11 protein-coding genes are annotated in these 12,731 nt (G+C 39.1%); 8 read left to right on the forward strand and 3 right to left on the reverse strand.

Features of this window, described 5'->3' with window-relative positions; all coding sequences use genetic code 11:
* The coding region (gene fbaA / locus VLB74_RS11350) for a class II fructose-bisphosphate aldolase (RefSeq protein WP_325203572.1) at positions 1-1,046 on the forward strand (1,046 nt) is incomplete at its 5' end.
* Positions 1,047-1,169: 123 nt separating this feature from the next.
* Positions 1,170-2,024: an acetyl-CoA carboxylase, carboxyltransferase subunit beta gene (gene accD / locus VLB74_RS11355; protein WP_325203573.1), complete on the forward strand. Its 855-nt coding sequence runs from the start codon at positions 1,170-1,172 to the stop codon at positions 2,022-2,024.
* Positions 2,025-2,098: 74 nt separating this feature from the next.
* Here accD and VLB74_RS11360 read toward each other — a convergent pair whose 3' ends face one another.
* Both VLB74_RS11360 and VLB74_RS11365 read right to left on the reverse strand, forming a co-directional pair.
* Positions 2,099-2,890 (reverse strand): hypothetical protein, encoded by a 792-nt coding sequence (locus VLB74_RS11360; protein ID WP_325203574.1) that lies wholly within the window; start codon positions 2,888-2,890, stop codon positions 2,099-2,101.
* Positions 2,891-2,999: 109 nt separating this feature from the next.
* Positions 3,000-4,265, reverse strand: coding sequence for an ABC transporter permease (locus VLB74_RS11365; RefSeq protein WP_325203575.1), 1,266 nt, complete (start codon positions 4,263-4,265; stop codon positions 3,000-3,002).
* A gap of 290 nt (positions 4,266-4,555) precedes the next feature.
* Here VLB74_RS11365 and purH point away from each other — a divergent pair, with 290 nt between their 5' ends.
* From purH to rodA, 6 genes are read left to right on the forward strand one after another with little or no spacing between them, the layout of a single operon-like run.
* Positions 4,556-6,082 (forward strand): bifunctional phosphoribosylaminoimidazolecarboxamide formyltransferase/IMP cyclohydrolase, encoded by a 1,527-nt coding sequence (gene purH, locus VLB74_RS11370; RefSeq protein WP_325203576.1) that lies wholly within the window; start codon positions 4,556-4,558, stop codon positions 6,080-6,082.
* Positions 6,083-6,137: 55 nt separating this feature from the next.
* Positions 6,138-7,166 carry a rod shape-determining protein gene (locus VLB74_RS11375; RefSeq protein WP_023577802.1) on the forward strand — a complete coding sequence of 343 codons (1,029 nt, stop codon included), beginning with the start codon at positions 6,138-6,140 and terminating at the stop codon, positions 7,164-7,166.
* Between the two features lie 11 nt (positions 7,167-7,177).
* Entirely contained in the window at positions 7,178-8,005 is an 828-nt protein-coding gene (gene mreC / locus VLB74_RS11380; RefSeq protein WP_325203577.1) for a rod shape-determining protein MreC, read from the forward strand.
* On the forward strand, positions 7,998-8,504 hold the full coding sequence (locus tag VLB74_RS11385; protein WP_325203578.1) for a rod shape-determining protein MreD: 507 nt from the start codon (positions 7,998-8,000) through the stop codon (positions 8,502-8,504). Before mreC ends, VLB74_RS11385 begins: the two co-directional genes overlap by 8 nt.
* Positions 8,501-10,543: a penicillin-binding protein 2 gene (gene mrdA / locus VLB74_RS11390; protein WP_325203579.1), complete on the forward strand. Its 2,043-nt coding sequence runs from the start codon at positions 8,501-8,503 to the stop codon at positions 10,541-10,543. Before VLB74_RS11385 ends, mrdA begins: the two co-directional genes overlap by 4 nt.
* An 11-nt stretch (positions 10,544-10,554) precedes the next feature.
* Complete coding sequence (gene rodA, locus VLB74_RS11395) at positions 10,555-11,811, forward strand: rod shape-determining protein RodA (protein WP_325203580.1); 1,257 nt, start codon at positions 10,555-10,557, stop codon at positions 11,809-11,811.
* Here the strand turns inward: rodA and VLB74_RS11400 are convergent, their stop codons facing one another.
* Positions 11,812-12,621 carry a DNA/RNA non-specific endonuclease gene (locus tag VLB74_RS11400; RefSeq protein WP_325203581.1) on the reverse strand — a complete coding sequence of 270 codons (810 nt, stop codon included), beginning with the start codon at positions 12,619-12,621 and terminating at the stop codon, positions 11,812-11,814. It lies immediately after the preceding gene.
* Positions 12,622-12,731: the final 110 nt, after the last annotated feature.

Here is a 12,731-nt window from a genome sequence, read left to right on the forward strand (position 1 = left end):
GAGTAGCTACCGGAGATCAGGTTCAGGAAATCTTTAAATATGCAAAGGAGAAAGGCTTTGCCTTACCCGCTGTGAACGTAACAGGTTCAAGTACTGTAAACGGTGTTATGGAAACTGCTGCAAAGCTAAATTCCCCTGTGATTATTCAGTTTTCAAATGGCGGATGTCTTTACAATGCAGGAAAAGGTTTGTCGAACGAAAATGAAAGAGCAGCTATTTTAGGTGGAATTGCCGGAGCTAAACACGTTCATACATTAGCCGAAGCTTATGGTGCAACTGTAATTCTTCATACGGACCACTGTGCAAAAAACCTATTGCCATGGATTGACGGTTTGTTGGACGCGAGTGAAAAACACTTTGCCGAAACCGGAAAACCATTGTACAGTTCCCACATGATTGACTTATCCGAAGAACCGATTACTGAAAACATCGAGCTTTGCAAAGAATACCTAAAGCGTATGAGCAAGATGGGCATGACTTTGGAAATCGAATTAGGAATTACAGGTGGAGAAGAAGACGGTGTTGACAATACACATGTAGACAGTTCAAAATTATATACACAGCCGGAAGAAGTGGCTTATGCTTATGAGGAACTGATGAAAATCAGTCCGCGTTTCACTATCGCTGCCGCTTTCGGAAATGTACACGGGGTTTACAAACCGGGTAATGTAGTACTGACCCCGAAAATCCTTAAAAACTCACAGGAATTCGTACAACAAAAATTCAACACAGGAAACAACCCGGTTGATTTCGTATTCCACGGAGGTTCAGGTTCTACTTTGGAAGAAATCAGAGAAGCCATCTCTTATGGAGTAATCAAAATGAATATCGATACCGATTTACAGTTTGCATTCACAGAAGGAGTTCGCGATTACATCACAGGGAAAATCGATTACCTTAAAACACAAATCGGAAGTCCTGACGGGCCGGATTCTCCAAATAAAAAACATTACGATCCAAGAAAATGGATGCGTGACGGAGAAATTACATTCAACAAACGATTGGAACAGGCTTTCGCCGATTTAAATAACGTTAATACACTTTAATTAGAAGTTAGAAATTAGAAATTAGAAATCAGAAGTTAGAAATTAGAGACGCTCTAAATTCACTATTCTAAACTCACCTTTCTAAATTCATAATTCTAAATTCATAATTCTAAATTTAAAATTATGGCTTGGTTTAAAAGAACAGAAAAAGGGATACAAACCGCAACAGAAGATAAAAAAGACGTTCCTAAAGGACTTTGGTATAAATCACCGACAGGAAAAATAGTTGATGCAGAAGAGTTGGCCAAAAATCTTTGGGTAAGCCCGGAAGACGGTTTCCACGTTCGTATCGGAAGTAAAGAATATTTCGAAATCCTATTTGACGATAACGAGTTCACTGAATTAGACGCCAATATCACGTCAAAAGATACTTTAGGTTTCATTGATACTAAAAAATACAGCGAGCGTTTAAAAGACGCCATGGATAAAACCAAACTGAAAGATGCGGTTCGCACAGGAGTTGGTAAATCAAAAGGAAAAGAGCTTGTGGTTTGCTGTATGGATTTCGCTTTCATCGGGGGTTCTATGGGAGCTGTTGTGGGAGAGAAAATAGCTCGTGGTATTGATTACTCCATCAAAAACAAAATTCCGTTCCTTATGATTTCAAAATCAGGAGGAGCACGTATGATGGAAGCTGCTTACTCACTAATGCAGTTAGCAAAAACTTCTGCAAAATTAGCGCAGTTGGCTGATGCAAAAATCCCATACATTTCATTGTGTACGGATCCTACAACAGGAGGAACTACTGCATCTTACGCCATGTTAGGAGACATCAATATTGCTGAACCAGGTGCTTTGATTGGATTCGCAGGACCTCGTGTGGTAAAAGACACAACCGGAAAAGATTTACCGGAAGGTTTCCAGACTTCTGAATTCGTATTAGAACATGGTTTCCTTGATTTTATCACTCCAAGGAAAGAATTGAAAGACAAGTTGAATTTATACATCGACCTGATTCAAAATCAACCGATCCGATAATAAAAAAATCCCGAGAAATTCTCGGGATTTTTTATTTAAATATTATAAAACAGAATTAAATTAGCAAGAAACAACTAAGGGACTTCGTAGTAATATTCTTCTGTTCCGCCTGTTCCGCCAGAGGAGACAACTGTCGATTTAATCGGAAAACCATAATCGTTATAAGTATAAGTTTTATCAAGTATACCTATAGCTTCAGACTCAGATCTGCTGTTTACTGTTTTTACAACATTATGCAAACCCACAAGTTGAATATCTTCATAAAAGCACAATTTCCCAAACCCTAAGATAGCATTCAAAGGATTCGGTTTATCATCATAAGTATAATCTGAAGTCCATGTTCTCGTACCCATGGGACTAAGGAAACTGTTTACTTTCTTCACTATAACTCCATCTTCCAAAAAAAACTTATAGCTACCGCCAAATACATCCTGACTCTCGACATCCCCTCTATAGTTATTGACTGTCACAGTATTATCTGCATTATACAAATATTCAGCCCGTCCACTAAATCCATCATTCCGATGCTGAACAATACCTGACATCCTTCCATCGGGAAAATATGAAAAATAGGTTGTTTGCCCTATAACATTTCCACCATATTCTTCTGTTTTAGTAATCAAATCATTTGTATAGTAAAACCTTCTTATCTGGCCGTTTGACCAAATAATCCGACTCAATTTATCACCTTCATATTCATATTCAATTCCCAGAATTATACTACCATTAGGAAATTTTTCAACATATTTTCGAAGTTTTGTTCCGTTAGTGGTAAATTGTTCCGTTGCACTTTGAGCAGCTTCATCATTTGAGCAACTTGAAAAAAAGAAGGCCGAAAAAACAAGGAATAAAAGAATTTTTTTCATGACATATAATTACCTAGCGAAAATATAAAATTTCCTTACAAATAATTAAAAAATTATACCATTGAAAAAAGCAAAACTAGCAGCTATGAGAATCCCACATACTCCAAATCTACATCCCGCTACGAATAGCCTCTACCGGATCTAATTTAGAAGCCGCAATAGCAGGAATAATTCCGGAAACCAATCCGATAAAAGCCGCCAATGAAGTTCCGATAAGTATGTTCCAGAAACCGAGTACGAATTCAAAATCCAGAACTTTAGACATTCCCACGGCAATTCCCCACACCAGAAGCATCCCTACAATACCGCCAATAACGGAAAGAATAATAGCTTCAAACAAGAACTGAAACATGATGAATCGGTTTTTAGCACCTAATGCTTTTTGAATTCCGATAAGATTAGTGCGTTCTTTCACGGAAACAAACATGATGTTTGCAATTCCGAAGCCGCCTACCAATAATGAAAACCCGCTGATGATCCAACCCACCATATTCATTTGTCCTACGATATTATCAATCATTTCGGTAAATCCGGAAAGGATATTAATAAAGAAATTATCCGGTTCGCTGGTTTTCAAACCTCTGAAATTTCGTAATTTATAAGTCAGCTCCCCTTTAAACTCATCGATATCGGTTCCTTTTTCAGGCTTCAATTCAATAACCGGAGTCAGTGCATCATTATTGTCCCCAAAAATTCTTCTGAAGTTATTACTTGGAATATAAGCTCTGGTATCATTACTCCCAAAAATGGATTCCCCTTGCTTTTTCAAAATCCCTACTACATTATAACGTTGCCCATACAAACGCACGGATTTACCTACTGGATTCATATCTCCAAAAAGGGTTGTGGCCACTTCACTTCCTAACACGATTACACCCAGACCCGCATTGGATTCGGCTTCCGAGAAGAACCTGCCCTCTCCTACTTTCACGTCGTCGATAATTTCTATTTCGTTTGTCGACGGTACAATTTCTATATCGCTGGCAGTTTGTTTTTCAAATTTTATGTTTTCCCTTTTGGTAAAATAGGCAAAACAACTTTTATCCAGATTGCTCATCGAACGTCTTAAGTACAGGTATTCATCATAGGAAACGTTGGGAAACTGTCCTACTTTCCAATCGGGAACATCTGTGGGCCCAAAAGAATATTTGAAGAGATAAATCGTGTTTTTATCCAATCCGCTCAAATCGCTTTTAATTTTACGGTCCATAGAATCTACCGCGGTCAGTACAGCAATTATGGAAAAAATCCCCACAGTCACCCCTAACAACGAAAGCAACGTACGCAACTTATTGTTTCGAAGCGCGTTAAGAGCAAAACTCAAACTTTCCTTTAAAAGTCGGATATATAAAACAGCAGTGTTATGGTGACTCATGAATCTTAAATTTTAAATTGCCTTGGAGAATATCCAAATAGGTATAAAAAACAACAAAAATGTTACAGAAATACAAGACAAATCCTCTCTAGCCCTGATGGGAGTGGCATCTTTTATGGCTTACAGGTACTAAAAACCTGTTAGCCATAAAAATAGAACGGACAGCAGGAACATGGATCGCAAAAAAGCGCCATGCTATTCGCTTCAAAAAAATATAAAAAACTATGTTATAATGTTTTAATGTTTACATTACAATAACTACTTTTGCACCTCTAAAAAACAACGACACAATGAACACTGCAAAAACAATCCAGTCGGCCTTGATTTCGGTTTTCGACAAAGAAGGTTTAGAGCCAATCGTAAAAAAATTACACGAACACAACGTAACGATTTATTCTACCGGCGGAACGGAAGAATTCATCAAAAGCTTCGGCATTCCGGTTGTGGCGGTGGAAGATGTAACTTCTTATCCTTCAATCCTTGGCGGACGAGTTAAAACATTACACCCTAAAATTTTTGGAGGAATCTTAAACCGTCAGGATCATGCAGGTGATGTGGCGCAGATGGAAGAATACCAAATCCCACAGATTGATTTAGTAATCGTGGACTTATACCCGTTTGAAAAAACAGTAGCGTCAGGCGCAAGTGAAGCAGACATCATCGAAAAAATTGATATCGGTGGGATTTCATTGATCCGTGCAGCCGCTAAAAACTTTAAAGATACCGTTATTGTTGCCTCTGTAAACGAATACGCATTGTTCCTTGACATGATCACCAACGGAAACGGAGCAACAACATTGGAAGAAAGAAAACTTCTGGCAACTAAAGCGTTCCATGTTTCCTCTCACTATGACGGGGCTATTTTCAACTACTTTAATACCGACGAAACCGTTTATAAAGCAAGTATTGCAGGCGGTCAGGTTTTACGTTACGGAGAAAACCCTCATCAAAAAGGATTTTTCTTTGGAGAATTCGATAAAATGTTCAACAAAGTTCACGGAAAAGAGCTATCTTACAACAATTTACTGGATGTAGACGCTGCGGTGAACCTGATTTCAGAATTCAAAAACGACAATCCAACGTTTGCGATCTTAAAACACAACAACGCTTGTGGCTTGGCTACAAGAAACACAGTTAAAGAAGCGTATTTGGATGCTTTGGCAGGTGACCCTACTTCGGCTTTCGGTGGCGTTTTGATTTCCAATGCAAAAATTGATGAAGCTGCTGCCGAAGAAATCAACAAGTTGTTTTGCGAAGTGGTTATCGCCCCGGCTTATGACGAAAAAGCGATTACCATTTTAGAAGAAAAGAAAAATAGAATCATCCTGATCCAAAATGAGGTGGAATTACCTACAAAGCAAGTGAGAACTTGTCTTAACGGTTTGTTAATTCAGGATAAAGACAATATTACAGACAATAAAGAGCTTTTAAAAACCGTTACAGTAACTACTCCTTCAGAACAAGAAGTAGCCGATTTGCTGTTTGCTTCTAAAATCTGTAAACACACCAAGTCCAACACGATTGTTTTTGCTAAAAACGGTCAGTTACTGGCTTCCGGAACCGGACAGACTTCAAGAGTGGATGCGTTGCGTCATGCTGTTGAAAAAGCAAACTCATTCGGATTTGATTTGAATGGTGCCGTAATGGCGAGCGATGCATTCTTCCCGTTCCCTGATTGTGTGGAATTGGCAAAAAATGCAGGGATTACAGCGGTTATCCAACCGGGTGGTTCCATCAAAGACGAATTGAGTATCAACTATTGCAACGACAACAAAGTTTCAATGGTATTTACTGGAATTCGCCATTTTAAACATTAATTTTATTATTTTTGTAGGCTAATTAGTTATAAATAAATTAAACCCTCTTTTGAGTATGGGATTTTTTGATTTCATGACCGAGGACATCGCAATTGACCTTGGAACCGCAAATACCTTAATCATCCATAATGACAAGGTTGTCATTGACAGCCCGTCCATTGTTGCGCGCGACCGCATCACCGGTAAAATTATCGCTGTTGGTAAGGAAGCAAACATGATGCAGGGTAAAACTCACGAGAATATCAAAACCATCCGTCCGTTAAAAGATGGGGTTATTGCTGACTTCGATGCGTCGGAGAAAATGATCAGCATGTTTATAAAAAGTATCCCGGCCTTAAAGAAAAGAATGTTTACACCAGCACTCCGCATGGTGGTTTGTATCCCTTCAGGGATTACCGAAGTGGAGATGCGCGCGGTAAAAGAATCGTGTGAGCGTGTAAACGGAAAAGAAGTATACTTAATCCACGAACCGATGGCTGCGGCTATCGGTATCGGGGTTGACATCATGCAGCCGAAAGGAAACATGATTGTGGATATAGGTGGAGGAACCACTGAAATTGCTGTTATCGCTTTAGGAGGTATTGTGTGTGACAAATCGGTTAAAATTGCCGGAGACGTTTTCACCAACGATATCATCTACTACATGAGAACACAGCACAACCTTTTTGTCGGAGAAACCACTGCTGAAAAAATTAAAATTGCCATCGGAGCTGCCACGGAAGATTTGGATACGCCGCCAGACGACATGGAAGTACAGGGACGTGACCTTCTAACCGGAAAACCAAAACAGGTTAACGTTTCTTACCGTGAGATTGCCAAAGCGCTTGACAAATCGATTCAGCGCATTGAAGATGCAGTTATGGAAACGTTATCCCAAACACCACCGGAATTAGCTGCCGACATCTACAACACCGGTATTTATCTTGCAGGTGGAGGTTCGATGTTACGAGGATTGGACAAGCGAATATCACAAAAAACAGACCTACCGGTTTACATTGCTGAAGACCCCTTAAGAGCAGTTGTACGAGGTACCGGAATGGCACTTAAGAACCTACAAAAATTCAGAAGTATTCTTATAAAATAACGAAATAATACATGCAGCAAATAATTAATTTTATACTTAAAAACAGCATCCGATTGCTGTTTTTGCTGCTTTTGATAACTTCGTTAACGCTTACCATCCAATCGCATTCTTATCACAGAAGCCAGTTTGTAAGTTCAGCCAACGATGTGACCGGTGGCGTTTACCAGCGAATCAACAATGTGAAAGAGTATTTCCATTTACGAACGCAGAACAATGACCTCGCCAAGGAGAATGCTTATCTGAAACAATTACTATACAACAAACCCGATACTGTAATCGCTTCTACCGAACTGATTCCGAGAGGCTATGAAGACATTAAGGTAATCCAGTCGAAGGTAATCAACAACTCGTTCAACGTACCGGAAAACTATCTTACCATCAACAGCGGAAGCAAAGATGGTATTAAAGCGGACATGGGTGTTGTAAACAGTTTGGGAATTGTCGGCATTGTAGAAAAGACATCTAAAAATTATTCTACGGTTCAGAGCATACTGAACATCAAATCCCAAATTAATGCCAAGATCAAAAAATCGAATCATTTCGGGTCGTTAATCTGGAACGCCAAAAATGTAGGGTATGCACAACTTATTGACGTACCAAGACTGGCTTCGGTTCGTAAAGGTGACACCATCGTTACCGGAGGTCGTTCGGTAATCTTCCCGGAAAACATCCCGATTGGAAAAATCGACAAAATATTCATTGACAAGACTACGAATTACTATACCATTAATATCCGCCTGTTCAATGATATGACAAATTTGGGTCACGTTTATGTGATTGAAAATGTAAAACGCAAGGAAATCATTAAATTAGAAGAAGAAACAAAACCTAATGAATAGCACCTTTCTCCTAAATATTTTTCGGTTTGTGGTTTTGCTTGCCCTGCAGATAGTGCTGTTTAACAACATCAATTTCTTAGGGTATGTAAATCCTTTTCCTTACATTTTATTTATCATCTTATACCCGGTGAATGCCAACAGGGCCGGACTCTTACTCGCCAGTTTTTTATTAGGGTTAAACATGGACATGTTTTGCAATTCGGGAGGGGTACATGCGACTGCCAGTTTGGTTTTGGCTTACTTCCGACCGTCTATTTTTAAATTTGCTTTTGGTATCAGTTACGAATACCAAACCGTTAAAATCGCCGACAAACTTTCGCCGGAACGTTTTTCATTTATTCTCATCGCAGTATTATTACATCATTTGGTATTGTACCTGTTAGAAATCTTCCGTTTTAATTTCGTTTGGGAAATATTATTACGAACTTTACTTGCCACAATATTTACACTACTACTTTGCATTATAATTATATACTTAATTAAGCCAAGTAAACGATGAGAAAATTATTCCTGCCAGGTTTCATTGTTGTTACTGCACTAGTATTAATAGCAAGGCTTTTCTATTTGCAGATTTTAGACGATTCTTACATTAAGAAATCCGATAATAATGCCATCAAAATTGTATATGATTATCCGGAACGCGGTTATGTTTACGATCGTCACGGAAAGCTTTTGGTTGCCAATCAACCCTCTTATGACATTATGGTTATCCCTAAAGAGATTAAGAACCTTGACACTTTAGAATTCTGTTCCATATTAAATGTAACCAAAGAGGATTTCATAAAAAAAATAGAGAAAGCTAAAGTTTACAGTCCACGGCTTCCCTCTGTTTTCCTGGCGCAGCTGAACAAAAACGAGTATGCGGCTTTTCAGGAAAAAATCAGAAAATACGAAGGTTTTTACATTCAGAAGCGTTCCCTTCGTGATTATCAGGTTAATGTCGGCGCTAATGTTTTCGGCTACATTACCCAGGTAAATGACGCCATCATCGCAAAACACCCTTACTACAAAAGCGGTGATTTGATCGGCATGCAGGGTGTGGAACAGACTTACGAAGAGGTGTTACGAGGCGTAAAAGGCGTAAAATACCGTCAACGTGATCGATTCAATAAAGACATTGGTCCCTACAAAGAAGGGATTTACGATACTATTGCTGTTCAGGGAAAAGACATTACGTTAACGCTCGATGCAGAACTTCAAGCGTATGGAGAAGCTTTGATGAAAAACAAACGAGGCGGGATTGTAGCTATCGAACCAAAAACAGGAGAAATTTTAGCTTTGGTTACTGCACCATCCTATGACCCGTCCATTTTAGTAGGGAGAGAACGTTCTAAAAACTACACGGCTTTATACAATGACTCCATTGCTATGCCTTTGTTTGACAGAGGATTATTAGCGGAATACCCACCTGGATCGCCTTTCAAAATCCTTACAGCTTTAGTAGCTTTACAGGAAGACGTGATCGACGAGAACACGCAATTTGTATGTAATCACGGTTGGTCCTATGGGCGTGGCTCTTTTATGAAATGTCACTGTGGCGGCGGTGTGCGCAACTTGAATGTCGGAATTTACAAATCATGTAATGCTTATTTCGGCAACGTATACAAACTCACCATTGACAAATTCCAAAAACCGCGATATGGCGTTAACGCCTGGAGTGGACACCTAAAAAGTTTCGGACTTGGGAATTTCATGGGTTATGACCTACCACCGGGGAGAAAAGGACACATCCCAACCTCAAACTATTACGACCGCTGGTATCCTAATGGTGGTTGGAGAAGTACAACAATCATATCCAATTCAATTGGTCAGGGAGAGGTATTGATGACCCCAATTCAGTTGGCTAACATGATGGCTACCGTTGCCAATGAAGGTTATTATTATACCCCTCACATCATTAAAAAGATTAAAGGGCAGCAAATCGACAAAAAGTTCCGCACTAAACACATCACTACGATTGACAAGCAGTATTTCACACCCATCAAAAACGGCTTATTTGACGTATTCAACCATGGTACCGCCGCCGGAATGCGAGTGGAAGGTATAGAAATATGCGGAAAAACAGGTACAGCTGAAAACTTTACCAAAATTAACGGTAAACGCGTTCAGCTTCAGGACCACTCTGTTTTCGTTGCTTTCGCACCTCGCCATGACCCTAAAATTGCCATAGCCGTATTAGTTGAAAATGGTCACTACGGAGCCACGTGGGCAGCGCCTATAAGTAGTTTGATGATTGAAAAATACATTAAAAAAGACACCATTACCCGTGTTGACCTTGAACGCCGCATGATGGAAGGAAGTCTTCAGTCCGAATACGATAAAGTTATCAATGGTTTTTATGTTGACCCTAATTGGGAGAAGAAAGAAGAAGCCAAAACCAAAGCTAAAGAAGAGATAAAAACAGACACAAAATCAGGGACTAAAAAAGAGGAAAAAAAGGAAAGTCAGCAAAAAAACAACGCTAATGTAAAAACAACGGATCCGAATAAAAAAACAACCGTTACCAATAAAAAAACAGAACCCAACAAAAACCCGTAGGCAGAAAAGAAATGAAAAATCAAAGCGTTGTAAATAACATCGATTGGATTACTGTACTTATTTATTCCACCCTAGTGATTATGGGTTGGATGAATATCTATTCTGCCTCCTTACCACTTGAAGAAACATCCTTTTTTGATTTGACACAGATCTATGGAAAACAAATGCTTTTCATAATCATGGCAATTCCTTTGATTTTTGTGATTCTTTCGATGGATGCCAAAATATTTGAAAAATACTCAACCGTCTTTTACATACTCGGGATTTTTTCATTGTTAGGTCTCTTCGCTTTCGGTAAAACCATCAAAGGGCAAACCAACTGGTACCAATTTGGAGGTTTTGGTTTTCAGCCATCCGAATTCGTAAAAACTGCAACAGCGTTGCTTCTGGCTAAATTAGTCAGCGACACGCAAATCAATTTGAAACTATTCAAACACCAACTGATTGCATTGGCCGTTTTCGGTTTTCCGGTATTCCTGATTTTACTTCAGCCGGATGCGGGTAGTGCGATGATATTCCTTTCTTTAGTATTTGTTTTGCATCGCGAAGGACTACCCAGCTGGTATTTATGGACGGGTTTCATAGGCATCGCTTTATTCATCCTGGCCTTGATTGTAAAGCCGACCTTCTTAATCGGTTTTGTGTTTTTAGTGATGATTGTCCATTTCATTTTCAACACTCGAATCACCCGAAATCCACTCATTTACGCCATTGTATTTGTGGCCATCACCGGAATGGTCCTCTCGGTAGATTATGTGTATGAAAACGTATTGGAACCGCACCAGAAAGACCGTATCAACGTATTGATTGGCGAGGACGTAAACATGCAGAAAGAAGGTTATAACCTTAACCAGTCGATGATTGCCATCGGTTCGGGAAGCTGGCTTGGAAAAGGCTACCTTGAAGGCACACAAACAAAAGGAGGCTTCGTACCGGAACAACATACCGATTATATCTTCACAACGGTTGGAGAAGAATGGGGTTTTGCGGGTGCAACCGTGGTCATTTTTCTCTTTGTCTGCCTATTCCTGCGCATAATCTATCTTGCGGAGCGACAGAAAACTAAATTCAGCCGAATTTACGGCTATTGCGTTGCGACCTATTTATTTACGCATTTCATGGTGAATATCTCCATGCTTATTAAATTATTCCCTACCATTGGCGTACCGCTTCCTTTCTTTTCGTATGGAGGTTCAAGTTTGTGGGCATTTACGATAATGCTTTATATCTTTATCAAAATGGACGCCAACAAAGTAAATGAATGGTAGTTAGAAACTCCAGTTTTTATAATCCGTAGCTTTTTCTAACTGGTTTTCCTTTCTGTCAGGCAACTTCGGAAAGAAATCTATTCCGGTCATTTTTTCGATAGCATCCACAGAAACTGTAAATTGATACAATGGTAAATCCGAGGCTTTGTGTGGCACCAAAAAACCTATCATTTTCTTCTCGTCTTTTGTCATAAGTATTTTATAAAAATAATCAGGGACGGCAACTTTCTCTTTTCCAATTGTTTTCAGATTTCCTTTAAGCACACCTCCGGTCACCACATAAACACCATTATATTTTTTAGCCCAATAACGTGTTTTTTGTTCCAATCGGTTCCAAACACCATCATTAAAATTATGACGTTGCGGCGTTATATTGGATGTAAAGAAAGTTTCCGCATACGCCTGATAAGAACTTTTCCTGTCGGCAGCCGGACACAAATGCCCTTTGTCATAACCCGATTTTTTATAATTTCTCCAATCGGCGGATTGTGTTTTTACTTTCGGATCCTGAACAAAAAAAGGACGTTTGAAATCACGGTTTGAAAAATCAGCGGATGTTAATTCATAGGCCACCCATTCGGATTGTTCAAATTTTTCCGAATACGAAAAAGAATAGCCTTGGCGATGAATTACAGTACCAGAGGTAGACGTCGGATAAAAATCAAACACAGAGCCTCCAGAAAAAGTTCCACTTCCTTTCGACCTTCCGGTTTCTTCAATCAAAGCATCCGATTTGTCCCTTACGGATTCCGTCTTATTTTCCCGACACAAAAACAGTGGAAACAATAAAAGTAAGCTGAAAAATTTCATGATACTCAATTCTATAAGATTTATCTCAAATTGGCAATTAATGGCGTAATATTTAATAAATTTGTAAAGGTATTAATTCAAAATAAGTCACTATGAAAATAAAAACAAAT

Source organism: Flavobacterium sp. (genome assembly GCF_035456225.1).
In the GTDB taxonomy this organism is placed as follows: Bacteria; Bacteroidota; Bacteroidia; order Flavobacteriales; family Flavobacteriaceae; genus Flavobacterium.

Excerpts from the sequence above, each read along its gene's own strand:
- accD (WP_325203573.1), top strand. The coding sequence starts at position 1,170 with ATGGCTTGGTTTAAAAGAACAGAAAAAGGGATACAAACCGCAACAGAA.
- VLB74_RS11360 (WP_325203574.1), bottom strand. The coding sequence starts at position 2,890 with ATGAAAAAAATTCTTTTATTCCTTGTTTTTTCGGCCTTCTTTTTTTCA.
- VLB74_RS11365 (WP_325203575.1), bottom strand. The coding sequence starts at position 4,265 with ATGAGTCACCATAACACTGCTGTTTTATATATCCGACTTTTAAAGGAA.
- purH (WP_325203576.1), top strand. The coding sequence starts at position 4,556 with ATGAACACTGCAAAAACAATCCAGTCGGCCTTGATTTCGGTTTTCGAC.
- VLB74_RS11375 (WP_023577802.1), top strand. The coding sequence starts at position 6,138 with ATGGGATTTTTTGATTTCATGACCGAGGACATCGCAATTGACCTTGGA.
- mreC (WP_325203577.1), top strand. The coding sequence starts at position 7,178 with ATGCAGCAAATAATTAATTTTATACTTAAAAACAGCATCCGATTGCTG.
- VLB74_RS11385 (WP_325203578.1), top strand. The coding sequence starts at position 7,998 with ATGAATAGCACCTTTCTCCTAAATATTTTTCGGTTTGTGGTTTTGCTT.
- mrdA (WP_325203579.1), top strand. The coding sequence starts at position 8,501 with ATGAGAAAATTATTCCTGCCAGGTTTCATTGTTGTTACTGCACTAGTA.
- rodA (WP_325203580.1), top strand. The coding sequence starts at position 10,555 with ATGAAAAATCAAAGCGTTGTAAATAACATCGATTGGATTACTGTACTT.
- VLB74_RS11400 (WP_325203581.1), bottom strand. The coding sequence starts at position 12,621 with ATGAAATTTTTCAGCTTACTTTTATTGTTTCCACTGTTTTTGTGTCGG.